The 25,238-nt window shown below is 49.6% G+C and carries 20 protein-coding genes; 8 read left to right on the forward strand and 12 right to left on the reverse strand.

The features are described 5' to 3' along the window. Positions 1 to 74: 74 nt before the first annotated feature. Positions 75 to 842, reverse strand: a complete 768-nt coding sequence (locus IE181_RS07280; RefSeq protein WP_191251326.1) for an ion channel — start codon at positions 840 to 842, stop codon at positions 75 to 77. Positions 843 to 1,125: 283 nt separating this feature from the next. Here IE181_RS07280 and IE181_RS07285 point away from each other — a divergent pair, with 283 nt between their 5' ends. Together IE181_RS07285 and ggt are read left to right on the forward strand one after the other, a co-directional pair. Beyond that, entirely contained in the window at positions 1,126 to 1,683 is a 558-nt protein-coding gene (locus IE181_RS07285) for a PAS domain-containing protein (protein WP_191251328.1), read from the forward strand. A 49-nt stretch (positions 1,684 to 1,732) separates the two neighbouring features. After that, entirely contained in the window at positions 1,733 to 3,502 is a 1,770-nt protein-coding gene (gene ggt, locus IE181_RS07290) for a gamma-glutamyltransferase (RefSeq protein WP_191251330.1), read from the forward strand. 10 nt (positions 3,503 to 3,512) lie between these two features. Here the strand turns inward: ggt and IE181_RS07295 are convergent, their stop codons facing one another. Then, the gene (locus IE181_RS07295) at positions 3,513 to 4,085 is read right to left on the reverse strand and encodes a hypothetical protein (RefSeq protein WP_191251332.1); all 573 of its coding nucleotides are present in this window, start codon (positions 4,083 to 4,085) and stop codon (positions 3,513 to 3,515) included. Between the two features lie 215 nt (positions 4,086 to 4,300). On the opposite strand from IE181_RS07295, the gene IE181_RS07300 reads away from it, so the two are divergent. Beyond that, entirely contained in the window at positions 4,301 to 4,474 is a 174-nt protein-coding gene (locus tag IE181_RS07300; protein WP_191251334.1) for a hypothetical protein, read from the forward strand. A 334-nt stretch (positions 4,475 to 4,808) separates the two neighbouring features. Here the strand turns inward: IE181_RS07300 and IE181_RS07305 are convergent, their stop codons facing one another. The 3 genes from IE181_RS07305 to gor all read right to left on the reverse strand — a co-directional run bounded on the left by IE181_RS07305 (position 4,809) and on the right by gor (position 9,246). Continuing rightward, positions 4,809 to 5,828, reverse strand: a complete 1,020-nt coding sequence (locus tag IE181_RS07305; protein WP_191251336.1) for a 2-oxoacid:ferredoxin oxidoreductase subunit beta — start codon at positions 5,826 to 5,828, stop codon at positions 4,809 to 4,811. A gap of 5 nt (positions 5,829 to 5,833) precedes the next feature. Continuing rightward, positions 5,834 to 7,687, reverse strand: coding sequence for a 2-oxoacid:acceptor oxidoreductase subunit alpha (locus IE181_RS07310; protein ID WP_191251338.1), 1,854 nt, complete (start codon positions 7,685 to 7,687; stop codon positions 5,834 to 5,836). A gap of 221 nt (positions 7,688 to 7,908) precedes the next feature. Further along, a complete protein-coding gene (gene gor / locus IE181_RS07315) occupies positions 7,909 to 9,246 on the reverse strand; it encodes a glutathione-disulfide reductase (protein ID WP_191251340.1) in 1,338 nt (445 codons plus the stop codon). Between the two features lie 127 nt (positions 9,247 to 9,373). Between gor and IE181_RS07320 the strand changes: the two genes are divergently transcribed. Continuing rightward, positions 9,374 to 10,144 carry a 3-hydroxyacyl-CoA dehydrogenase gene (locus IE181_RS07320; protein WP_191251342.1) on the forward strand — a complete coding sequence of 257 codons (771 nt, stop codon included), beginning with the start codon at positions 9,374 to 9,376 and terminating at the stop codon, positions 10,142 to 10,144. 96 nt (positions 10,145 to 10,240) lie between these two features. Here IE181_RS07320 and IE181_RS07325 read toward each other — a convergent pair whose 3' ends face one another. After that, the gene (locus tag IE181_RS07325) at positions 10,241 to 11,734 is read right to left on the reverse strand and encodes a sodium/proline symporter (protein WP_191251344.1); all 1,494 of its coding nucleotides are present in this window, start codon (positions 11,732 to 11,734) and stop codon (positions 10,241 to 10,243) included. After that, positions 11,734 to 12,276, reverse strand: coding sequence for a hypothetical protein (locus tag IE181_RS07330; RefSeq protein WP_191251346.1), 543 nt, complete (start codon positions 12,274 to 12,276; stop codon positions 11,734 to 11,736). The genes IE181_RS07325 and IE181_RS07330 overlap by 1 nt, the downstream gene beginning before the upstream one ends. Positions 12,277 to 12,544: 268 nt before the next feature. Between IE181_RS07330 and IE181_RS07335 the strand changes: the two genes are divergently transcribed. Then, a complete protein-coding gene (locus IE181_RS07335; protein WP_191251348.1) occupies positions 12,545 to 12,991 on the forward strand; it encodes a glyoxalase superfamily protein in 447 nt (148 codons plus the stop codon). A gap of 114 nt (positions 12,992 to 13,105) precedes the next feature. After that, a complete protein-coding gene (locus tag IE181_RS07340; RefSeq protein ID WP_191251350.1) occupies positions 13,106 to 14,053 on the forward strand; it encodes a tetratricopeptide repeat protein in 948 nt (315 codons plus the stop codon). Positions 14,054 to 14,189: 136 nt separating this feature from the next. Here the strand turns inward: IE181_RS07340 and IE181_RS07345 are convergent, their stop codons facing one another. The 3 genes from IE181_RS07345 to IE181_RS07355 all read right to left on the reverse strand — a co-directional run bounded on the left by IE181_RS07345 (position 14,190) and on the right by IE181_RS07355 (position 18,055). Beyond that, positions 14,190 to 15,755, reverse strand: coding sequence for a parallel beta-helix domain-containing protein (locus tag IE181_RS07345; RefSeq protein WP_191251352.1), 1,566 nt, complete (start codon positions 15,753 to 15,755; stop codon positions 14,190 to 14,192). Between the two features lie 9 nt (positions 15,756 to 15,764). Further along, positions 15,765 to 17,075 carry a cytochrome-c peroxidase gene (locus tag IE181_RS07350; RefSeq protein WP_229819214.1) on the reverse strand — a complete coding sequence of 437 codons (1,311 nt, stop codon included), beginning with the start codon at positions 17,073 to 17,075 and terminating at the stop codon, positions 15,765 to 15,767. A 245-nt stretch (positions 17,076 to 17,320) separates the two neighbouring features. Beyond that, the gene (locus IE181_RS07355) at positions 17,321 to 18,055 is read right to left on the reverse strand and encodes a GntR family transcriptional regulator (protein ID WP_191251354.1); all 735 of its coding nucleotides are present in this window, start codon (positions 18,053 to 18,055) and stop codon (positions 17,321 to 17,323) included. Positions 18,056 to 18,167: 112 nt separating this feature from the next. Between IE181_RS07355 and zwf the strand changes: the two genes are divergently transcribed. Together zwf and IE181_RS07365 are read left to right on the forward strand one after the other, a co-directional pair. Then, a complete protein-coding gene (zwf, locus tag IE181_RS07360) occupies positions 18,168 to 19,730 on the forward strand; it encodes a glucose-6-phosphate dehydrogenase (protein WP_191251356.1) in 1,563 nt (520 codons plus the stop codon). A 182-nt stretch (positions 19,731 to 19,912) separates the two neighbouring features. Then, positions 19,913 to 20,632 (forward strand): SapC family protein, encoded by a 720-nt coding sequence (locus IE181_RS07365; RefSeq protein WP_191251358.1) that lies wholly within the window; start codon positions 19,913 to 19,915, stop codon positions 20,630 to 20,632. 133 nt (positions 20,633 to 20,765) lie between these two features. Here IE181_RS07365 and IE181_RS07370 read toward each other — a convergent pair whose 3' ends face one another. Continuing rightward, on the reverse strand, positions 20,766 to 23,888 hold the full coding sequence (locus IE181_RS07370) for an efflux RND transporter permease subunit (protein ID WP_191251360.1): 3,123 nt from the start codon (positions 23,886 to 23,888) through the stop codon (positions 20,766 to 20,768). Positions 23,889 to 23,899: 11 nt separating this feature from the next. Then, positions 23,900 to 25,102, reverse strand: a complete 1,203-nt coding sequence (locus tag IE181_RS07375; RefSeq protein ID WP_229819216.1) for an efflux RND transporter periplasmic adaptor subunit — start codon at positions 25,100 to 25,102, stop codon at positions 23,900 to 23,902. Positions 25,103 to 25,238: the final 136 nt, after the last annotated feature.

Raw genomic sequence — 25,238 nt, forward strand, 5'->3', positions numbered from 1 at the left:
AAAATAAAATTCACGTGTCTGTGGCGAGCTGCACTGACATAGATACACAGTCGTTAACGGACGTGGCTGACAGGTTACCAGGCTCCGTCAGTTGGGATGTTTAGCGATGTACCACAATGCTTACAGTGAACCGCATCTTCGTCATGACGTGCCAGGCCGCATGTAGGGCAGGAGTGGGCTACCTTGCTAGGCCGGAAGATCGTCTGCACCAGGCGCAAGAATAATCCTACACCGAATACCATTATAATGACGGCAACAGCCCGCCCCAAAGTATCAGAGAGGGTAATGTCGCCGAACCCGGTTGTGGTGAGTGTTGTAACCGTAAAATACAGGGCATCCATATAGTTGTTGATGGATTCATTCCGGTCTACTTCAAGCACATAGACAATGGCTGTGATGACGAAAATGAAGACGAAAAGGTTGATCGTGGACTGGATGATTTGTTCATTTTTCCGAAAGAAGAAGAAGCTTTGACGCAGTTCTTTCGCAACATGATAGGACCGCATTAAACGCAGCATCCGAATAACCCTGAGGAAGGCAATATTTTCTACAAAGGCCGATGCCAGCAATGATAGAATGACAATGATGTCTGTAAGCGATTCAAAACGGGATATAAACCGCAGTCGTCCGGGGGCGATATAGAGCCGCGCCAGATAATCCAGAGAAAATATCAAGGCAAATATATAGTCTATCACCAGAATGGTTGTATTAGTCTCTATCATCGACGAGACAATAAACACCAGTATTGTTAGTATATCGAAACTTAACAGGCTGAACCTGAACCGCATGCCAGCTTTAGACTCGCCGTGATATAGGGCGTGAATTTTCTCTTTCGATGTCATGCAGATGCAACCTTCCTATAGCCAAGCTCTTCAGAAAAATGACAAATTCCAGATGGAAACGCAATTGCCTTTCAAGGGAAAGGGCTAAAGTATTACCAATACGTGCCATGTAATACTATGCGTTTTGTTTAAGGTGTGATCCGTAAAACGAGCAAATTAATCTAACATTAGTAGAAAAATGATGTAAAAACTTTCCGTGTCAAGATTTTGTTAACTTTCTTCTTCAACTATTAAATACTGGCTCGCTGCAGTATTGCCGGGCTTTATTCTTGAAGGGCATTTCATGGCTAACCTAAAACAGTTCAAAGAGTTTATTGATTACTGGAAAGAGCTGCGCCATGAAGATCAATTGGTGCCCTATCATGCGGACTTTGAACCACGCCGCATCGCATCTCTTCTACCACGACTGCTAATTGTTGAACATTTACCTGGCAAAGATGAATTTACTGTCCGTCTTGCAGGGACCGAAATTCGTGAAAGATTAGGGCGTGAGATAACCAATACACCGTATGACGACTTTTTCGGGACGGCTAAATTAAATTGGAGAGTTGGTACCGAAACGCTGGACGAGATTTTACAACAACCAGCAGGCGTACTTGGTCGCCGGGAATGGTTGACAGAATATTCATCCTACAATTGTGATTTCATATACTTGCCCTTTAAGGGGCGGGCAGGGGAAGCTAATGAGTTTTTCCTACTGTCCGAATTTGACAAGCCGCTTCATGTTTTAAAAGGTGGGGAGTTCAAGCAGCTAGGGGACGTATCCGAGATATATGCCCTCGACTTGGGTAACGGTATACCGCCATGCTTGCAGTCAATGCCAACATTGGCTATATCCTGAAGGCTGATACATCAAACGTTTAGCTAATTTTAGTCGTCAGGATTTCTCTATGAAATATTTACGGTCCTTTTTTGCTGCGGTGTCCATTGTCTTGGTCGCTTGTGGTGCGGTTACTGCACAGGGTTTAAAATCCAGCAGTAGCAAATATGTTGCCCCTTATACTTTCAACAGCCAATTCCAGCCTGTCTTAGGTGAAAACGGCATGGTTGTAGCCCAAGAGACATATGGCAGCGAAGCAGGGCTGGAGATATTGAAAGCAGGCGGGAATGCGGTTGATGCAGCTGTGGCCACCGGCTTTGCACTTGCTGTGACCCATCCGCAGGCTGGTAACCTTGGTGGAGGTGGTTTCCTTCTGGCATACCTGGCCGAAGAAGACAAAGTCATCGCCATTGATTTCCGTGAAATGGCACCGTCCGCTGCACACCGTGATCTTTTCCTCGATGCTGAGGGCAATGTTGATAACCGTCTTGCACGGTTCAGTATGAAGTCTTCTGGGGTGCCGGGTACCGTGATGGGACTGGTGGATGCGTTGGAAAAATACGGCACAATGTCCCTTAAAGACGTTATGAAGCCCGCCATCCGGTTGGCAGAAAAAGGCTTCCCGATGACATGGGGGCTATATGACTCGCTCGCCAGACGCGTGGAGCACCTGCAGAAAAATCCAGCCGCGAAAAAATACTTCTACAAGGTGGATGGCAGCGTGTACGAACGGGACGAGCTTTTTAAGCAGCCAGATCTGGCGAAAACACTGAAAGCTATCGCCAACAAGGGCGTTAAAGGATTTTACGAAGGTAAGGTTGCAGATCAGATTGTCGCTGCGGTTCAGGCAGAGGGCGGTATCATGACACTGGAAGATCTGAAAGGCTATAAGGCGATTGAACGGGAAGCGGTTAAGGGTACATACCGGGACTTCACTGTTGTGTCGATGCCGCCGCCGTCTTCGGGTGGGGTCCATGTTATCCAGATGCTGAACATACTTGAAGGCTATGACCTGAAAGATATGGGGCACAACAGTGCCGAGTATGTGCACCGACTGACAGAAAGCATGAAATATGCCTATGCGGATCGGTCCAAATACCTTGGTGATCCAGACTATTTTGATGTGCCGATCGCGGGTCTGACAGACAAAGAGTATGCAGCAGCCATCCGGGCCAAGATCAAAGATGACCGCGCTACGCCGTCCAAAGAGATTTCCCCTGCTCCAAAACTGCCGTATGAAAGTAACGACACAACGCATTATTCCACGGCGGACCGTTGGGGTAATATGGTTGCTGTGACATATACGCTGAACTTCACCTTCGGGAATGGCAAGGCCGTTGATGGTGCTGGTTTCCTGATGAATAATGAAATGGATGATTTTTCTGCCAAGCCGGGCACGCCGAATGGGTTTGGTTTGCTGGGCGGTGAAGCAAATGCGATTGAACCAGGAAAACGTCCTTTATCTTCTATGACGCCCACCATGGTTTTCAAAGACGGTAAGCCATACATGGTTACAGGCTCTCCTGGGGGTAGTACTATTATTACGGTGGTTCTGCAGACAATTCTGAATGCGATGGAGTTTGATATGAATGCGGCGGCGGCGACAGCAGCGCCAAGAATTCATCATCAGTGGTTCCCTGACCGGTTGATGGTCGAGCCAGGCTTTTCCATCGATACGCTGCGTATCCTGAAGGATAAAGGCCACATGGTCAAAGCGAACTCTGATGATCCGTGGGATAGAATATTGGGGTCAACGCAGACTATTATGGTGCGTGGTGATGGCCTGTTAATGGGCGCTGCAGACCCACGCCGTCCGGGGGCGAAGGCTGCAGCTTTTTAATGCGGAGGGATCAGAGTACCTGATCGTCTTCCTCGTTCGTATCAGACAATAAACTAAGCGCTGCTTCGGCATCGCTTAGTCCGCTACTGGCAGCAGGAACATCTATTCCTTCTTGATCGTCTGTTCCAGCGCTAATGCTGTCAGCGCCCTCTCCGTCATCGGATGCAGGGATGCTGTCGGTGCCACCTGTACTATCTGTACCACCTGTACTGTCAGTGCCGCCAACACTGTCCGCAGGCTCTTCTGCCCGCGGCAGAAGCGTATTCAGATCAAGGCCGCGCGCAAGGGTGCTGACAACTTTGCCAAAGGGCAAGTCAGCAAGCGCCTGATATTCCTCAAGTGCGAGCTTGGCACGGGCCGTATGGGCCACAGATTTCCCAGGAACGGATATTTCATCAGCCAGATATGCTTTTGCTTCGTCGCTTAGGCTAACTTCAACGGCTGCCTGGTCCGAGTTTGCCGTATCAGAAGTGGCGTCAGCCAAACTGGATTGAAAGCTCTGCTGTGTTTCTGTTGGTGCTGTCTTGTTTCTGCCTAGTCCCTGTGCAGCAGCTGCATTGGCATTGGGATTAATCGTATTCATCGTAGTTTCCTATTGGCTAAGGATACAGATATACTCATAAACTTAAAAACCGTATCAAATTCACTGTGATAGCCCAAGCACGAACTGTGCCATATTGAGACACTATACAAGCATGAGAGTGAAAAGGCAAAAAAGGTCGAATTTTATCAATTCATTAATGGGACATTTATCCGCATGTCGTAGGGTGCTTACAGATTGAACGTAAGGAGTAGAGTATGTCAGATGCAATCAGACAGGCAGCAGTTGCCGCCATTGGTAACACTGTAAAAGTTGCTGTAGCGCAGGACATGGCGCAGAACAGTAAAAAGATACAGGAACAGGCAGCCGCTTCTGCTGCCCCCAGCCCCGCGATTGCAGGCGGCGGTGCCAACGTTGATATGAAAGTCTAGTTGAAGCCCCTTCGCCGGGGCTTTTTCTTTGGATGGTCCTACATAGTAAGTGGGCTCCGTTTGGCATTCTGCCTTGCGGTGTGTCATGGCGCCCCTTGTAGTTATATAGAAGGGTATGTTGCTGATCAGTCTTTTTGAAATGAAGAAGCGCGGAAGGGCCGTATATACTGTTTTAACACTATAAGCCCTTAGAAATAAAAAGCTGGTGTACGGAAATACCGTCACCAGCTTTTTCTATGGTTTCTTCTCGCAGCTAGGGCAAAGTCTGATTGCTGCGATGTAAGCTGCAGGAACCAATCAGATAAGGCCGTTTGTTCCTGACAGCGGTATTTGTTTATTCAACGGTCCAAGTCTGACCGCCATAGACAATATCTTTCAGTGTTCTTTTGGAGCCAGACGCCAGATAATCCACCTGGGCATGAACCGCTTTTTCATACGATGTTTCAGCGGGGCTGTTATAGAGAACACCCATTGCGACAGGTTCCCCGTCACCGGCGCCAAGCTCTGCCAGAAGGCGCGCCATACCGTGATTTTTCTCGTCGTGGGTCAGAATATCATCTTCGGTGACACCGTCTTCACCAATGTTGACAACTTTCAGGCGGAATTCAGCCAGATCAAAGACAATGCCTTTGTTCCTTTCTGCGCCAAAGATCATCTTCTCACCATGTTCCAGTAACAACTGTTTCTCAGGCGCTGCTTTCTTCTCGGTAATATCTGACCAGGCATCGTCGTTATAGACGATACAGTTCTGCAGAATTTCTACAAAGGAAGCACCTTTGAACTCCTTCGCAGCCATGAATACGCCTGGCATGTGCTTTTGTGCCGTGTCCACCGTCCGGGCGACGAAGCGAGCCCCGGAGCCAAGAGCAAAACTGATAGGGTTCAGAGACGGATCAACAGAACCAAATGGTGTCGAGGGTGACAGATGACCTACTTCTGTAGTTGGGCTGTATTGTCCTTTTGTCAGGCCATAAATCTTGTTGTTGAAAAGTAGAATATTCAGATCAACATTCCGGCGCAGCATATGCATGGTGTGATTACCGCCGATGGACAAGCCGTCGCCGTCGCCTGTGATCACCCAAACATCAAGATCCGGGTTCGCCAGTTTCAGCCCAGTTGCAATCGCAGGCGCTCGTCCGTGAATTGTATGAAAACCATAGGTGTTCATATAATATGGGAAACGCGATGAGCAGCCAATGCCCGATACAAATACGGTATTTTCGAGCGTAGCACCCATTTCCGGGAGCGTCCGCTGCATGCATTTCAAAATTGCATAATCCCCACAACCAGGGCACCAACGAACTTCCTGATCGCTTGTGAAGTCTTTGATAGTCAGCTTTGTTTGTTCAGTCATGGCGATTATCCTTCCTCACCAAGAGCCGCATTAATAGCTGCCTGGATTTCGGTAATCTTGAAGGGTTGACCTGAGACCTTGTTCAGCGGTGTTGCGTCCACCAGATACCGGTCCCGCAATACAGTTTTCAGTTGGCCTGTGTTCATTTCAGGTACCAGAATATGGTCAAAGCCAGCAAGCAGGTCTGCCATGTTTGATGGCATTGGGTTCAGGTAGCGAATGTGGATATGGCTAACATCTTTGCCTTCAGCACGGGCAGCTTTCACGGCCTCTGATATAGGACCATAAGTGGAGCCCCACCCAACAACAGCCAGTTTGCCAGATTTTGCGCCCTGATCCACATCTTGAAGAGGAATGTCATGTGCGATGCCCGCAACTTTTGCTGCACGGGTATCCGTCATTTTCTGGTGGTTTGCAGGATCGTAGGAGATATGGCCAGTGTCGTAGCTTTTCTCAATGCCGCCAATACGGTGCATGGCGCCTGGTGTGCCTGGGACAGCCCAGTTGCGTGCCAGTGTTTCTTCGTCCCGTTTATATGGATTGAAACCGTCTTCACCAATTTCTTCCACGAATTTCGCGGGGAACGGCTCCAGTGCATCCATATCAGGCAGTTTCCACGGTTCTGCAGCGTTGGCGATAAAACCGTCAGACAGCAGGATCACGGGTGTCATATATTTTGTTGCCAGACGACAAGCCTCAATAGCGACTTCGAAACAGTCTGCTGGTGACCGGGTAGAGATAACCGGTAGCGGTGCATCACCGTTACGGCCATAAATAGCCTGATACAGATCAGATTGCTCAGTTTTGGTTGGCATGCCAGTTGAAGGGCCGCCGCGCTGCACATTTACAACGACCAGTGGCAGTTCAGTAGATATGGCAAGGCCTAGGGCTTCTGTTTTCAGCGCAATGCCGGGGCCAGAAGAACTGGTTATACCGAGTGCACCTCCGTAGGCCGCACCAAGGGCAGCACAAATCGCTGCAATTTCATCCTCGGCCTGAAAGGTTACAACACCCAGTTCTTTCATTTTGGAAAGCGTATGAAGAACAGGGGAGGCAGGTGTGATTGGATAGCTACCCAGGACAATCTGCAGATTGGCAAGCTGACTACCAGCAACCAGACCCCACGACAGGCTTTCTGAACCTGTCACAGTTTTATAGATGCCCGGCTCCTGTTTCGTTGCGCCGATGGTATAGCGTTTAATCGATGAATGCAGCTCTGCGGTTTCCCCAAACGCGTGACCTGCATTCAGGGCCGCAATATTTGCGTCCGCAATATCAGGAAGTTTGGCAAACTTTGCTTTGAGCCAGTCGATGATCGGTGCACGATTACGGCTGAACATCCAGAGCATAAGACCAAGCGTCCACATGTTCTTACAGCGCAGGGCTTCTTTGTTGCCCAGGCCAAAGTCTTTGACGGCTTCAACAGTCATCTTGGTCGCATCCAGTTCGACCAACTGGTAATGTTCAAGCGATCCATCTTCAAGAGGGTTCGCGTCATAGCCAGCTTTTTGCAGATTACGCTTGGTAAAAGAACCCGTGTCCACAACGATCATGCCGCCGGGGCGCAGTGTTGCCAGGTTGACTTTCAGTGCCGCCGGGTTCATGGCAACCAACACGTCTGGCGCATCGCCAACGGTTTTGATTTTCTTCGCCCCGAAATTAATCTGGAATGCGGAAACACCAAATGTTGTTCCCGCAGGTGCGCGAATTTCAGCAGGGAAATCTGGAAATGTTGCCAGATCGCTGCCTGACAGGGCCGTTGACGTTGTGAACTGGCTACCTGTTAGCTGCATGCCATCACCAGAATCACCGGCGAATCGTACTACCGCTGATTCAAGTACCTGAATGTCCGAACTCATGCATTCATCCTTAGTTTTAGTTACCGGACGGACGTGTCCGGATCAAATCGTCTTCCTTTTAGTGCTTCTGTTACAAAAAGGCGACGAAGTATTTCTTTCAGGGCAGGCTATAACAACTTTTCCTTAAACCCTAGAAAAACCCTCTATAAACAAGTTCGGACCGCGGTCAATGCGTCTTATTGTCAATATCGCAAAAAGACGCCTGGCCGATGACACATTGTCTACCGCATCAGAACGAATTCTTCTGCGCTTGAAGGGTGTACAGCCACTGTTGCATCAAAATCAGCTTTGGTCAGCCCGGCCTTTACCGCAATGCCAATACCCTGAATGATTTCAGCGGCATCGAGACCAATCATGTGGGCGCCAACAACTTTGTCTGTTGCCTTATCGACGATCAGTTTCGTGAAGGCACGTTCATCAGAACCGCCAAGCGTGTGTTTCATGGGGCGGAAGTCTGATGTGAAGACGCTGATTTCGCCGTATTGCTCACGCGCCTCTTCTTCTGACAGTCCGACTGTACCAATAGGCGGCTGAGAGAATACTGCTGTCGGGATTGCATCATGCACTGGCGATGTAGGTTTGCCGCCAAATTCAGTCAGGGCAAAAGCGTGTCCTTCCTTGATGGCCACGGGAGTAAGCTGAACGCGGTCGGTAACGTCCCCGACGGCAAAAATGCTCTCAACGTTAGTGCGGCTGTATTCGTCTACAATTACGGCACCATTTTTCGCCGTCGCGACGCCCGCTGTTTCAAGACCCAGACCGTCTGTCTTTGGTTTGCGGCCAGTGGCATACATAACAGCGCCGGCATCCAGCGTTGATCCATCAGTCAGGGTCAGGCGGACACCCGTACCAGTTTTCTCAATCTTGGTGATATTGGTTTCGACACGCAGATCAATGCCCTTTTTCCGCATTTCTGTGGCCAGACGGTCGCGCAAATCCCCGTCAAAACCGCGCAAAATCTGCTCACTGCGGTATAGCTGGGTTACCTTTGCACCCATGCCGCGGAAGATACCTGCAAATTCAACGGCGATATAACCGCCACCCACAACAACGATATGATCTGGCAGATGATCAAGGTGCAGTGCCTCGTTTGAGGTGATTGCATGTTCGATACCCGGAACGTCCGGCAGCGTAGGCCAGCCGCCAACCGCGATGAGAATCTTGCCTGCGGTATATGTCTTGCCGTCAACTTCGACACTGTTTGGGCCGGTGACGACCGCACGACCATTGATAGTTTCGACGCCCGCACCTTCCAGTGTTTTGATGTAAAGGCCATTCAGGCGGTCAATTTCCTGATCTTTATTCTTTATCAGAGTTTCCCAACTAAAGCTGCTGTCACCAACAGTCCAGCCGTAGCCTTCTGCTGATTCCAGATCTTCCCGGATGTGAGAGGCAAATACCAGAAGCTTCTTGGGGACGCAGCCACGGATCACGCAGGTACCTCCTACGCGGTATTCTTCTGCAACAGCGACTTTAGCGCCAAATCCAGCAGCGATACGACTGGCACGTACACCACCAGACCCTGCGCCAATCACAAACAAATCATAATCAAATGTCATCGTAAAATTCCTGCGTAGTTTTCCTAGTCATACCGGGACATAATCAATCTGCCAATAGTTCCAAGGCTTGCATGCCCGGGTTTTTCATCACATTATCGAGATTATTTTCTTGGATTGGAGTTTTGAAATGGATTTAAGCGGTAAATCAGCAATTGTGACAGGCGGTGCGTCCGGCCTTGGAGAAGCAACGGTTCGTCACCTTGCGGGCAAGGGCGCAGCAGTTGTGATCCTGGATATGAACGAAGACCGTGGTCAGGCGTTGGCCAGTGAATTGGGCGGGTCGGTTCATTTCCACAAGACGGATGTAACCAGCGAAGAAGACGTTGCTGCTGCGATCAAAGTTGCACTGGATGAAAGCGGCCGACTTGATATTGCTGTAAACTGTGCTGGCATTGGCCCACCGGTGAAAATACTGGACCGGGAAGGCAACCGAAATCCGCTGGATCATTATAAGAAAATTGTCGGCATAAATCTGGTCGGTACATTTAATGTTCTGTCACAGGCAGCAGAAGCCATGGCAAAAAATGCGCCGGGTGAGGATGGGGAACGCGGTGTTATCATTAATACAGCGTCTATTGCAGCCTTTGAAGGGCAGGTTGGGCAAACAGCCTATGCATCCTCAAAGGGGGGTGTTGTCGGGTTGACGCTACCCGCCGCGAGAGAGCTGTCCCGCAATGGAATCCGGGTAAATACGATTGCGCCGGGGTTCATTCATACACCACTGTTTGACAGTTTGCCTGAAAAGGCGATTGAAAGCCTTGTCGAACAGGTGCAGTACCCGAAACGCCTTGGCAAGCCTTCAGAGTATGCGTCCCTTGTGGGACATATTGTTGAGAACCGCTATCTGAACGGGGAAACCATTCGGATGGATGCAGCTGTACGCATGGCGCCGCGCTAACGTTTGGTGGCGGCCCCTCTTGCGACAGGCAAGGGTAAAGTGAAAACGAAAAAAGGGGCTCTGACAGCCCCTTTTTAGTGTTAAAAACCGCGGGTTTTATAAGTCCATAATACGGTCAATGTCTTTGGCGATCTGCGGCCGTTTGTCCAGAAGACTGATGCCGACAAACAGGATCATGGACGCCAGCATGGCAATGAAGCCAGGGCTTATGCCGTAGGGGACCGTGATCTCAAAGACCTGAAAGCTAAAGTTAATGATTAGGCTGAAGGTAATCGACGTAATCGCGGCTGCCTTTGTCGCCCCTTTCCAGTTCAAACCAAACATCACGACCGGTACAAGGGCGGCGGCAAATGTGCCCCAGCCAAAAGTACCGAGAATGGCAACCAGTTTACTGCCGTAATAATAACTGTAGAGCGCAAAACAGGCGGCAATTACAGACAGGACAATCGTTGCAACACGGGCCCACCAAAGCTCGCGGTCCAGTGACCGTCCCCGGATTGCGCGCGGAATATCATGAATGATAGCCGCAGCCCCGATATTCAGAAATCCGTCTGCTGTTGACATGATAGCAGCAAAAAGCCCAGCAAACACAATACCAGCCAGCAGGGGATGTGCGTAGGTGGACAAAAAGACCGGGGCTGCTTCATCTGCACTGGAAAGTGGCGGTGCAACATCACCCAGAACCAGCGCCCGCATAACAACACCAACACTGATCCACAGCATGGCAGCAATCGCATACCCGATCACGGTAATGGGCAGGATGACCTTGTTGTCACGGATCGACTTATTCATCATCATTTTTGTGACAACATGGGGCTGGCCGGCAAGGCCTAGACCAAACATGAAACACCAGGCGATAGATGCCATTGTGCCAAGCGTACCAAACGGCATGATCGATTCACTGTCGGTTTTCAGCAGAGTTTCTGACACCTCAGCCATGCCGCCGGGGAAGACATCAATGGCGGTGATAACAACCAGCGCGCCAGCGACAATCATAATGCCCCCTTGGACCAGATCGGTGTAAACACTGGCAATAATACCGCCCGTTACACAGTAAAAGATCAGGATTGCTGAGGAAAAGACCACGCAGGTAAACAGCGAGATATTCGCAAACATCTCCGAGGCAGACAGCACGGACTGCAGAACCAGTCCCATCGCCAGAATTTGCGTCGCCATATAGCCTAACACACCCAAAAGGATGGTGATGGCGGTTAACAGACGGGCGGCTTCACTATCATAGCGGGCTGCGATCACGTCAGGCAGGCTGACTGTGTCGCGGGCTTCAGCGACCATACGAATACGTATTGCGACCAAATAAAATCCAAGGGCATAGCCAAGGGTTGATACAGTCATCCAGACGGATGACATGCCAGTCGCATATACAAGCCCCGGACCCCCGACAAATCCAAAACCCGACAGGGTAGAGGAAAATACGGCGAGGGAAATAACAACAGGGCCCAAACCCCGGCCTGCAACGAAAAAGTCACCGGCAGACTTGGTGCGGCGCATGGCCCAAATACCAACCCAGATACAAAGCCCCATATAGGCGGCGACACATGTCAGGATAATTTCCTGGCGAAACTCTTCCATTATCCTGCCTCCGCTTCTGCTTTTCGAGTGGCGTTAATCTCTGCCATCAGTTCAGTGAAGGCTTTTTCATCTTCTTTGGGGAAGATGAAGGTATCAAACCCGAGAAAATAGGTTGCCGTGTAGGTTACAAGCGAACACCACAGGCCATAAACAAACCAGGCGGTCGGCTCCGGGAAACCCAGGAAGATGGTTGTTTCGCCTGTTGCAAGGTAGGTTTCGTAGCTGGTGTACATATTGTGCCAGACATAGAGGGACGCTAAACCACCCACGGAAAGCGCAGCGCGCACGAGATTAGTCCTGCGGTGCCTGGAGATGCCCAGGTACAGTAAAAATGGCACCATGCTAAACAAGGCGACCATGAACCAGTAGGGGGCTCTGCCAATTGGGGCAAGCCGCTCTGCGCCGTCTCCACCAATATCTATATGAGCAATAGTAGGATGATCAAGACCGGCTGCATTGGGTGTTGGATCACTGATCAGCACAAATGAAATAATAGCCCCCATGCTGACCAGCAGCACGAAGATGACATGGATTGGTTTCACGGTATGATTTCCTCCCCAGAAATTACCTCTGATAAATTTCAACGCTTGTTGAAACATGCACTGTATAGAAAGTCAATCTTGATTTTGTGCCTGATTTCGGGCATTAGAGCAACCCACGGGCTTCGAATGCGCCTGCCGTCCGCTCCCATTTGGGTTGGTGAAGTCATTCGAAATTACTTTGTTTTCGCACAATTCATAAAGAATAGCGATGACAGCAACGCGGACACCTGTACGACCATGCTATTCGCAATGAAATGCGAGACAAGTTATGATAACTATTACACAAATCAAAGCCGGGGCAAAACGCCTGCGGTCTTTTTTCTCTGACAAAGATATTAAATTAAGCCACAGTGATGGTCTGGAGGCTATGGCCTTTGCCCATGGTTTTCGGGATTGGAATACCTGTTCCGCTACACTGCGAGATTCAGAGGGCAGTTTCCGTCCGCTTCTGGGGGACAGGGTCATTGGTGCGTTTCGGGATCAATCTGCGGTGGGCCAGATTACGGCTTTGTCCATGATCAGTCCCAAACCAAAATATGCACCTGATGCGTTAAAGGTTAAAATCAAGTTTGACAGCCCGGTTGATGTGATTACTTCGGAACGGATGCAGGGGCTAAGAAGCTATATGTGGCTGTTTCTGGATAATCAGGGCCACACAATTGACCGTTTGGGACGCCCGGACGGCAATGGCTGCTTCCGTATTGACGGACGGTAACGTCAAAAACTCTTTGACCTGAAAAACTTTTAAGGCACTGTTCTGGCTGCCCGGCAAGTATTTGCCGGGCAGTTGCATGTATGTTTGTTTCTATCATTTCGGGGGAGGGGTTTGATGAAAAATAAGATTTTACCAGTTGCACTTGCGGCGGTGATGGCCACTGCTGCATTTGCTGGTCCGACGGCACTGGCACAAGATACGGCACTGGCACAAGATGAAGGTGCATCAGTTGAGGCAATGTCACTCTTTGGGGAGCCTTTGCGGGCTGCAGCACCGTCAGCGCGTATGTTGGAGCAATATCAGCAGGCGAAAGAGGCCTATGAGCAGTCGCCTTCTGATGCACTTGCCTTGATTTGGTATGGTCGTCGCACGGCCTATCTTGGGGAGTACCAGAAGGCGATTGAGATATTCTCAAGAGGGATTGAAAAACACCCCAAAGACGCCCGCATGTATCGTCATCGTGGACACCGGTATATTTCTGTCCGTGAGTTTGATGCAGCTATTGCCGACCTTGAAGCTGCTGCAAAGCTGATCGCCGGGCAGAAAAATGCCATCGAGCCTGACGGTATGCCCAATAAATATAATGTGCCGCTGACGACAACACACGGCAATATCTGGTACCATCTTGGTTTGGCTTATTATTTGAAGCAGGATTTTGAAAATGCCTACCGGGCCTTTAGTGAAGGGCACCGCATCAGCACAAATGATGATGGCACAGTGTCTACGGCACACTGGCTATATATGATCCTGCGACGTCTTGGGCGGGAAGATGAAGCAGAAGCGATTTTGGAAGACATTCATCCCGGCATGACAATTCTGGAAAATGGTGATTATCTCCGCCTATGCCTCTTTTATAAAGGTGATTTGTCAGAAGAAGGTTTGGGGGAAATCAGTGCCAATACACCGGGGGGCTCTGCTGCCGCGTACGGTCTGGCCAACTGGTATTATTACACGGGGCAACAGGACAAATCTGATTTACTGTTAGAAGAAATTCTGACCGGTTCCAGCTGGAGCGCTTTTGGCTATATCGCTGCCGAAGCGGATCTGGCAGCGCGTCGGTGACAGGAAGCTGGCAGCAAAGCTAAAAAAATACCCCGGCGCATAGGGACGCACGGGGCAAAGAGATGAACTTGGAAGAAAAGTGAGTGGATCACTCAGGGCAGCACGTTGTTCGTGTTGCCCTGATATTTATTGGGGTTTATTTCCCCGAGTTGTCGACACTTAGAATATATTTGGCGATAGCGATTTGTGTTTCGCGACCCAGATAATTCTGTGGCGGCATTTCAGGTGCCTCAAGACGTTTTTTGAAAGGCTTGTTGATATAGTCAGCCAGTGCTTCGGGCTCATCTTCATATATGGCCTGAATTTCTGATACTGGTGGCCCGATCAAGGTGCCTTCAAAGGCGTGACAGCCGGTGCAGACTGCATAATAGCCGCGTTTTCCGACGCGCTTTTCAAAGTCTTCTTTTACATCCCCTTCTTCGAGCGCATAGGGTGCCGCAGGCTCTGGCAGAGTTTTAGTGCTAATCGAAGCCGTCATCGTAGCTGCCTGATCGCAGGCACCATAATTGTCCAGACCGATTGTGCGGTAGCGACTACCATTGACAATACATTTACCTTCGCCTTTTGGTCCGCTGATAGCCTCTGTATCAATGATATCAGGCCCGCGGGTGGACATATTAGCCAGTGCAAGTGCTTTGATGTCTGTGACAGGGTTATTGCCGTTATTGTGCATAACGTTTGTCAGAATAGTCACCCGGTCTGAGTTAGGCTCGGAATCTGGGTCATTCGCCGCGGCACCAAATATGTTCAGGTCCGTGATGGTGATCCCGGCATTGTCGTTCCCGCTGATAATATTGTCTTCAACAATGACATCATCGGCCGCCATAATCAGAATACCTGTACCGGGCGGAATATTGGATACGGTCGACCCCGGTGCACCAAAGTTTTCATGATTGTTATTCAAAACGAAGTTTTTGCGGATAATAACATCGTAGGTAGTCTTAATTGGCAGGCCCGGTGTGATAAATGCCAAAATGCCGCCCGTGTTGTTATAGGTATAGTTACCTTCGACCAGCGCATGGCGAGAGTTTTCAATTTCAATGCCTGCGACGCTGTCAAAAACTTCGTTGGCAATGACGTCAATATTGTCTGACATGCCCACATAGATGGCGGCGTCAGCAATCTGGGAAACCACATTACCAGAAATCAGACCGTTTTTACCAAGCTGTGGGAAAATGCCGTAAACGCCTGCATCATCAATGATGTTGTTCCGGATAATGAAGTTGTTCCCTGCCTGGCCCATAATGCCGTTACCTTTGAACCGCTGGATACGGAAGTTTTCAACAAGAAAGTTGTTCCCGGAATATAAAATCGCATCGTTCAGGTCGCTTTTACCATCAGCATCAGAATCGCCGTCCAGTGTAGGCCATTCTCCTTCAATCACGACACCAGATAAGGTGATGTCATCCTTATCGACATATACAGTCTCATGATAGGTGCCAGGGTAGACCTGAATTATATCGCCAGGTTTTGCAGCGATGACAGCATCCTGGATAAGCTGACCTTCCCGTACCTCATGGATAGTACCTGATCCGCCAGAGCCGGCTGCAAGCGAGCTTTGACCACTATTGGTGAACAGGGGATTGGTACTTACGGTTTGTGTGACTTCCCGATCTTTCGGTGCAGGTTGTCCTGCAACACCGAAATAGTAGCCTACGGCCAGTGCAATCACTGGCAGAAGCCATTTAAGCGCGGTTTTCATATGTTCCTCCTATTCATCAGGTGGTGTTGTCGTTGCCATAGATGGTGATAAATATTGCTCGGTAAATTTTTTCTGGAAAGCATCCGCAGAAACGGGCGGCAAGCCAGAGGGAACTTTCTCCGGTGTTTTTGGTTTCATGCTTTCATCTGTCAGAGCGCCGAGAAAAGCGACCAGTTGATCCAGCTCTTCCTCGCGCATATTAGGTTCCCAGATATGCCAGTGAACGCGGACTTCCTGCCCTTCGGGTATCGCATGCCCGCGGCCATCGTTATAAAATTTAACGGCTTCCCGCATCGTTTTCAGGGCACCTGAATGCATATAGGGTGCGGACAGCGCAATGTTGCGCAGTGTTGGAACTTTGAAAGCTGCGCGCATAGTAGGGTCATCAAAAGTCTTCTCTGCACCAACATCAAATGGCATGCCTTCTGGTTCGGGTGTTACGATGACAGCGGTTTCCTGATTGGTAAACAGAGGAGGCGTGTGACATTCACTACAGCGTGCCACAAATGACCGGAAAAGATTCAGTCCGGCTATTTCCTCTTTGTTCAGGGCATCATGATAGCCGTGGGCATATTGGTCGTATCGACTATTGAAGGATACCAGACTTGCTTCAAAGGCCGCGATGGCGTGATAGATTTGGTCTAAGGTGATTTCATCGGCGGGGTTGGTGCCAAATGCATCAGCAAACATGTCCCGGTAGGCGGGAATATTGTTCAGGGTCGCCAGTAAGTTTTCTGGCGTGTTAGCCATCTCTATTTCTGAATATAATGGGCCGAGCATTTGCTCTTCCAGTGATCCGGCCCGAACGTCCCAGAATAAACGTTTGAGAAATCCAACATTCCACAAAGAAGGGGCAGATCTTGAGGCACGGGAACCGTTCGGTCCCATGCTGGTACCCAAGCCGTCAGCAAAGCCCTTATCAGGATCATGGCAGGTAGCACAGGACATGGAACCATCACCGGATAATGCAGGATCAAAAAATAAATACCGCCCAAGATCAATTTCTTTGGCGGTAAATCCGTCCCGAATGTCAGGCAGTCCCGTTTTCAAACCACCGATGCCGTGGTCCTGTAATGATGGATAAAGCTGATAGAGGCTTCTGAATTTACAGGCTCCGTTCGACAGTTTTTCAAAACTGGGCGGGCAGGCCTCGGATAATTTGAAAGTATCTTCTCTGTGTGTCTGCGCCTTGGTGACGGCACTATGCTGTGTGGAAGCGGCGGTTTGTGGTTCTTGCGCCTGCATTGGCATCATATTGTTGCCGCCTACGGCTATCATCAGGCCAAATGCGCTTACCACGGCAAAATGCTGCATTTTCATAAAAGCACCAAGTCGCATCGCAGGCAGGCTGCGACCCCAATTTTATTTGTTTAACACACCTTTTCCTGTACGATCCGGTGATCGCTTTACGGAAAAGAACCCCTCCCAAGCGACTGGCAGTGACAGCCGCAAATCTATAAATATGAAACTTTTTCACATTTTGCAAGGATTATGATTTTAGACGCTTTGTGCAGGTGAATGGTAGGCGGGGGCAGCTTAGTGCGGCAGCTGTATAGCTGGTGCGTTTAGTCTACAAATTCATTCACGAGATCATAGAGGTCACCGCGGTAATAGGACCGGGTAAACTCAACAGCATGCCCGTCAATGTTATATCCTCGTCGTTCCAAAAGCAGGCTGGCTGCACCTTCTTTCAAATGGAAATGATCTGCCAGATCACGGGTAAGGTTGACGGCTCTGATGCGCTGGATAGCCCGTATCGGGCGGTGGCCAGTTTGTTCCAGTGCAGTGTACAGGGAATCCTGCACATCATCCACGCTATGTAATGTAAAGGCGGGAACTGTGGCATATTCGACAGCCATTGGACGATCATCAGCTATGCGAACCCGTTTGAAACGCATTACAGCGGTGCCAGGACCCAGACCAAGGGCGAGACTTTCTTCAGGGGTGATAATACCTTTGGTGCGGGAAAGCCATAGATTGGTCGCAACCCACCCCCTGGACGCAAGATCCTCGGTAAAAGAAGACAGGCGCGTCAGGCGTTTTTCCATATGGGTGGTGACAAAAGTGCCTGCCCCTTGTTTCTTGGACAGGAAGCCACTTTTGACAAGGCCGTTCAGTGCCTTGCGAACTGTAATTCTGGAAATCCCAAGTTCCGAGGCAATCTCACGCTCGGCAGGCAGGGCATCTCCTGGTGATAAAACACCTTCTTCGATAGATGCCTGAATTTTCCGCTGCAACTGATGATACAGCGGCAAGCGTTCGTTTTCCTCAAGGGGGCCAATGGATTTAACAAGGGGCATATGCACTCTGGTCTTTATGTATTTATCAAAACTGTAGCACGACATTAGTACCATTGGAATACCAGTTTGGCTTGTTGGTATTTCCGTAGACATGCCCCAACAGACTGGTATCATGGCCCAATGGTATGCAGCGCCAGAGAGTAGTGTTATTTTACCTAGCGGTACGCATAAGAGTGTCACTGACATCCACAAGGCGGATGGGAAAGGTATTCACAGCATGGAAATGCCATTTGATCTGGTCATCTTTGGTGGATTTGGTGATTTATCACGAAAAAAACTGTTGCCTGCATTATACGCTGGATTTGTTGCAGGACATTTACCCCCTGACACGCGCATTTATCTGACGAGCAGAAAGCCGCTCACGGAAACTGTACCATCGTTTTTACAAACGGTATTCGACGAAACCATACCTGCTTGCCCCGTTGAGGTAGACACGCTGAACGCCTTTGCTCGTCAGGTGATTCCGATTGCTTTGGATCTCAGTAAAGCTGGTGATGACTGGACGGGGTTACAAGCTACGCTTTCTGTTGATCATACACGTCCACTGGTTCATTTTCTTGCCGTGCCGCCGCGGGTCTTTACCAGCACAACGGACCTTCTTGGACAGTATGCTCTAAATACAGCAAGAGCGCGCATAGTTCTGGAAAAACCCCTGGGCCATGACAGGGAAAGCGCCCGCGCGATTAATGACGCTGTGGCTAAGTCCTTCACTGAGGAGCAGACGTTCCGGATTGATCACTATCTGGGGAAAGAGGCAGTTCAAAACCTGCTGGCGCTGCGTTTTTCCAATATCCTGTTCGAAGAATTATGGAACAAGAATATTGTCGACCATGTTCAGATCACAATTGCAGAAGATCAGGGCGTCAAGGGACGGGCGGAGTTTTATGAGGGGATTGGCGCCATGCGTGATATGGTGCAGAGCCACTTGCTGCAGCTTTTATGTCTGGTTTCCATGGAGGCACCAGCGACGCTTGATGCTGCCAGTATCCGGGAAGAGAAATTAAAGGTTCTGCGTTGCCTTAAGCCTTTATCGGGTTCCGATATCGACGATAATGTTGTGCGTGGTCAGTATGCGGCAGGCGCAATTAAAGGGCAGGCTGTGGGTGCGTATACCGAGGACCTACGGCTTGAAGCACCATCCCGTACGGAGACGTTTGTCGCCATTAAGGCGCATATTGAGAATTGGCGCTGGGCCGGCGTTCCCTTTTATCTGCGTACCGGCAAACGAATGACGGAACGATTTGCAGAAATCATTATCCAGTTCAAATGTGTGCCTCATGCGCCTCAAAAGGATTGGCAGCCGGACCTGCGTCCCAATAAATTTGTCATTCGCCTTCAGCCAGAAGATCATCTGGCGCTTAGGTTCATGGTCAAACATCATGGCGGTGTTGGTGATAAACTGCGTGAAGTTGATATGAATTTGGATGAAAACATCCATGATGGTGCCGTGCGTCTTGGGCCTTATCTTCGGTTAATTCTTGATGCGGCAGCAGGTAATCAATCGCTTTTTGTGCACCGGGATGAAGTCGGCATGGCCTGGCAGTGGGTTGACCGGATCGTTGAACACTGGGACACGGATGCCTCTGGCCCGGTCGATTATCCCGCTGGGACATGGGGGCCGTATGAAGCCCATGACCTTCTGGCCCGTGATGGCAGGAAATGGTACAGACTGTAATTGTCTTGACCGACCTGGGCAGATGGCACTGATATTTGAAGGGGCTGGGGCGCTCGTATGGGGTGAATGTCCAGTTTCAGCAAGAAAGCGGCTTTATTCGCACTTTTCGGGGAATTCTGTCTTTACTTCACGGGGGCAGATGCGCGAAGGTGCCGTCTGATTTTATACAAATGGGAAGACTGATGAAACCTAACTTTATTACTCTTGATAGCGAGAAACACAAGTCACTGAAGCTGGCAGACGGCAATAGCTACAGTCAGATCAAAGATGAGAATTTAGCGCCTTTGACCATCCATGAATTTGTGCGTGTTTCTGCCAATATGCCGATTGTTTTCATTCCCACGGGTCAGGAAAATGGTTTCCGTGCGGTTGCGATGATGGGACTTGCGCAGGAAGAAAACCTGTTTGTTGGCGAGGATTCTGTGTGGGACGGCATTATTGTACCGGAAAGTGCAACGATTTATCCATTTGGTCTAGCCAATGACGAAAAGGATAAAACGAAGGCAGTCTTGTCCTTTGATGAAAACTCTGACCGTTTCACAGAAGACGGAGAGGGACGTGCCCTGTTTAATGACGACGGTACGCTAACAGAGTTCCATAATGATGCCCTGACGTTCATTCGTCAGCACTGGGAAAATATGCAGATGACAATGGCTGTTTTAAAGCAGTTTGCAGAGCAGGGGCTTCTAAAGCCATTTGGTGTTGCACTGAACCGTCCGGGCGAGACAGAGCCATACACAATTGATGGTTTCCACATTATGGATGAAGACAAGCTTCAGGAACTATCTACGGAAGATTTCGACACACTGCGTAAGCGTGGATTATTGCCTGCGATTTATGCGCAGTTGACGTCCATGCAGCAGTTTAATGCCCTGGCACGTCGCAAGTTCGCACCGAAATAATACTATCTATTTAGATATTGCAGTATGGGGGGCTTTTCAGCCCCCTTTTCATTAGCTGCGGTGGTTGTCTATGTCCAAAGAAAAGCCCGGCCAACAGGATTGACCGGGCGATTTTTGAATTTCTCAGGGTTGATTATTCAGCAGCAGACGGAGACTTCCTGCCTGTAAACATCTCAACTATTTTCCTCTTTAGGCCCGCGAACAGTTTGCCAATATCAAGACCAATTGCAAACAGGGATGGCACCATGAACAGGGTGACAAAGAAGGCAATCAAGACACCTGATGCCAAGGCAACGACAATCGGCTGCAGGAAGGCGGCCTGAATTGACCGTTCCATCATCATTGGCACAAGCCCAACAAATGTGGTTACCGAGGTCAACAGAATAGGGCGGAAACGGGCCACGCCTGCTTCGACGATAGCTGTCATCGGATCCATGCCGCGTTCTCGGAGCTTGTTACAGTAATCAACCAGAACAAGGTTGTCGTTTACAACAACCCCCGCTGCTGCTGCGATACCAAAGTAGCTAAAGATTGCCATCGTCATGTCGGTGACAAAGTGGCCGTAGATAGCGCCGACAAAGGCATAAGGCATTGCAACCATGATGGCAATTGGCTGCCAGTAACTTCTGAAAGCAATCGCAAGCAGAGTGTACATCAGGAAGAATGCTGTGACGTACAGAGATAGAACATCCTGAACGAAACGTGCTTCACCCTCTGATTGGCCAATCGGGTCAGTAGTCACGCCTGGATATTTTTTCTTCCAGGAAGGATAGAAGTTTTCTTCCAGATCCTTTGTGATTTCTGACCGGGTGTTATCTTTCATATCCGCACTAACACGTGCCGCACGGTTAAAGTTCCAGCGGCGTATGCCTTTAATACCAGGGGCAAACTCCAGGTCAGCAACGGCTTTCAGCGGAACTTCACGGCCATCAAGTGTACGAATCCGCATTTCGTTCAGGCTTTCCAGATTTCGCCGCGTTTCTTTAGGGTAGCGTACAAAAACCTTCACAGACTGACCTTGTCTTGGAATGCGCTGTACCTCCTCGCCGTAATAGGCTTGGCGAACCTGCCGCGTAACTTCTGACATTGTTAGTCCGAGCTTCTCTGCACCAGGTTTCAGATTGATGCGCATCTCCTGTGATCCGCTTTCAAGGTTGTTGCGAACATCATAGAGATTTTCATAGGTTCTAAGCTGTTCTTCCAACTCTTGCACCGCAGAACGGAGTGTATCTAGATCAGGGTGACGGACTGACAGCTCAAAGCCCGGGCTGCTGTTACCGTTTTTATACTGAACAGAGACAGCTTTCGCGTCAGGAATATCGCCAATCAATTCCCGCAACCGGATAGAGGCATCTTTCGCGCTCATGTCACGGACTTCTGGTGGGGCCAGTTTCACAATCGCAATAACGCTGTCACGACGGGAACGGGTGTACCAATTCTCAATCAGTTTGCCTTCACCATCAGTTCTTGCGTCAACCTCATCAACCAGCTTTTTCTCTGCCGTTTGAAGCTGTGCAAGAATTTCAAGCGCACGGTTATAGGATGTGCCTTCTTCAAGGGTAACATCAACGGTGATCTGGTCACTTTCGATTTCGGGCATAAAGTCTTTTTTGACATAGCCAATCGAGAACATGCCCATGCCAATGACAAAGACCACAATGAAGATAGCGAACGTTAAATAACGATTCTTTACTGCCCAGCTTCCCAAGCGACGATAATGGCGCTGTGCAAAGTTGGTGATACTGTCTGCAATTGACTTCTGGAACCGTCCGAATGCGCCCAGTTTTTCACGAGGCTTCATATTCGCCAGGTGTGCCGGCAAAATCAAAAGCGATTCCACAAGTGAGAAGATCAGTGCAGTGACAACCACCCACGTGATGTGACGCGTAAATTCAGACGTGCCGCCATCATCAATGAAAATCCACGGCAGGAATGCAATGATTGTGGTCAATACCGCAAAGATAACTGGTTTGGCCACCATCTGGGTACCAAAGACAGACGCAGTAATCCCGCCACCGGTTTTTTGTGCTTCTGAGTGAATACTTTCGCCGACCACAATGGCGTCATCCACCACAATCCCCAAAACAAGGAGGAAGGCAAAGGTTGAAAGCATGTTGATCGATACGCCAAGTGCAGGAAGAAGAATGAAGGCCCCAGCATAAGCAGTAGCGATACCAACCGCAACCCACAAGGCAACCTTAGGACGCAGTGTCAGCATCAGGATAATCAACACAAGTACGAGACCTGAGCCAGCGGCTGAGCCAATGGTGTTCATCCGGCTTTCAAAGGCTTCATTATCATCGGTCCACAAAGTAAGGGTGGTGCCTTCTGGAAGGGATGCTTTTCTTTCATCAATCCATTCGCGGACGGCCCGTGATGCGGTTACAATATCCATAGTTTCAGATGTTTGAATCTGCAGCAGGATAGCAGGGACACCGTTTAGCGTTGCCAGAATTTCAGTGTCTTCAAAACCATCAACAACAGTTGCCACATCGCCAACACGGATGGTTGCACCGTCCTCGGTCTGACGCAGGATGATGCCGGCAAAGTCTTTTTCAGTGTCTGCAAGCTTCCGTGCAGTAATGGAAAAACTACCTGCTTCTGTGCGGATGGAGCCGGCGGAACGGTTCAGAGAATTATTGCGAATTGCCTGCGCAACTTCATCGAATGTCAGGTTATACCGGCGCAGTTGGCTTTCACTGATTTCAATGGAGACTTCTTCGTCACGAACGCCGAACAAGTCAATGATGGAAACACCCGGCAGTCGGGTGGCTTCGCGGCGCAGTTCTTCGGCCAGATATCGGAGGTTTTTCTCGCCGATATCACCGCTGACGGCGATACGCATAAACTCGTTACGGTTCACAAATTGGCGAACGATCGGTGGTTCGATATCGCGTGGCAGACTGGAGATGGAATCAACCCGGATTTTCACGTCATTCATGAATTGTGAAAAGTCCGCGCTACCGGTCGCCAGAATAACAACGGTGCCGCTGCCTTCATTGGCGAAAGACCGTACCCAGTCAATATTATCAAGGTCACGAACTGATTCTTCAATTCGTTCGACAATCTGTTGCTCTACATCTTGCGGGCTGGCACCGGGCCAGACAACGTTGATTTCAAGCCCGGGAAAGCGAACCTGTGGTTCCATTTCCCGTTCCATGGAAAAGAAGGAGATAGTACCAGCAAGGAAGATACCAATCATCAAGAGGTTGGCGGCAACAGAATTGCGTGCCCACCATTCAATAATCTTATTCATGATCTATCCCCTTACTGACTGGAAGCAGGAGCAGAGGTGCTATCGGCTTTTGCGTTTCGCGTAATAGCCGTTGCTTCCATGCCGTTATAGGCTGTGCGAACTGGCGAGGTTACAACCTTTTCACCAGCTTCTACACCGCTGGACACATAAATGTGCGTGTCAGATGTATATATAATATCCACAGTACGAATGTGCAGAATATCGTCTTCAATGACATATACCTGATCGTCACCCCGCAGTGCATCCCGCGGCATGATCAGGGCGTTCTGAGCGTTCACACCTTCGATGTTAGCAGAGACAAACATACCAACAGCAAGTGGCATGCCGTCTTCATCGGCACCAGCGCCGTATGGGTCGTTCACTTCTGCAACCGCATAGAAAAGGCGTGTTTGCTTATCAACAGCGGCGTGGGTGCGAACAATTTTGCCAGACCATGTATGAATATCTCCGCCTACAGTAGCGGTAAGAGTTACGTTCGGCGCAGGCTTGTTGGCACTGGCATTAAAGCCAATTGGCATATTCAGTTCAGCAAGCTGCTTGTCTGTCAGTGGAAGTTTAATTTCGACTGTGTTTGTCGCAAATACGCTGCCTAGCTTCGTGCCTGCATTTACGTATTGTCCAAGACCAACTTCGCGGGACAAGACACGCCCGGGGAAAGGAACAGAGATCTTCGTCCGTTCCATATTCAGGCGGGCTTCAGACAGATCTGCTTGTGCGGCGCGCAGTTTTGCCTGCGCCTCAGCTACTTGTGGCTTATTGAGGGCAAGCGGCGTTGGTTCGCCTTCGTGAACCCAGTCTTTCCATTGCTGTGCCTTGATTTTTGCATCAGCCAGTTCCTGTTCTAGGCGGACCTCTGCTTCTGCAACACGCGCTTCAGCGCGGGTAAATGCCAGTCTATAGTCGGCATCATCGATTTCAATTAACATTTGATTGGGGGAAAATTCACCACCGGCAGCAAAACTTTCAGAGACATTAACGATACGTCCAGAGACCTGGGGTATCAGATCAATCTGGGTCTTTGCCTTTACTTCCCCTTGCGTGGTAACGGCAAGCGTCACGGTGTCAGAACGCACATCATCAACATACAGCGATGTCGGGCGCGGTGGTTCATTTACTTTTTCGGGGGCTTCTTTGGCTTCCGCCATCGCCATGACAGCAATAATTCCACCTGCAATCACAGCCACTGGTGCTACCAGCTTGACAATCTTATTCATTTTTTCCTCGCTTTGTTATGTGCAGCTTTTTCGCCACTTTTTTTATAACTTCCTACATATAGGAGCCTTATGTCCATTTGTCATCACTTTTTTCTCGCAAGAGGCGAGGTTTCTTCATGGACAACAGCTGGGTCGC

The organism is Kordiimonas sediminis (assembly GCF_014656395.1).
Classification (GTDB): domain Bacteria; phylum Pseudomonadota; class Alphaproteobacteria; order Sphingomonadales; family Kordiimonadaceae; genus Kordiimonas_A; species Kordiimonas_A sediminis.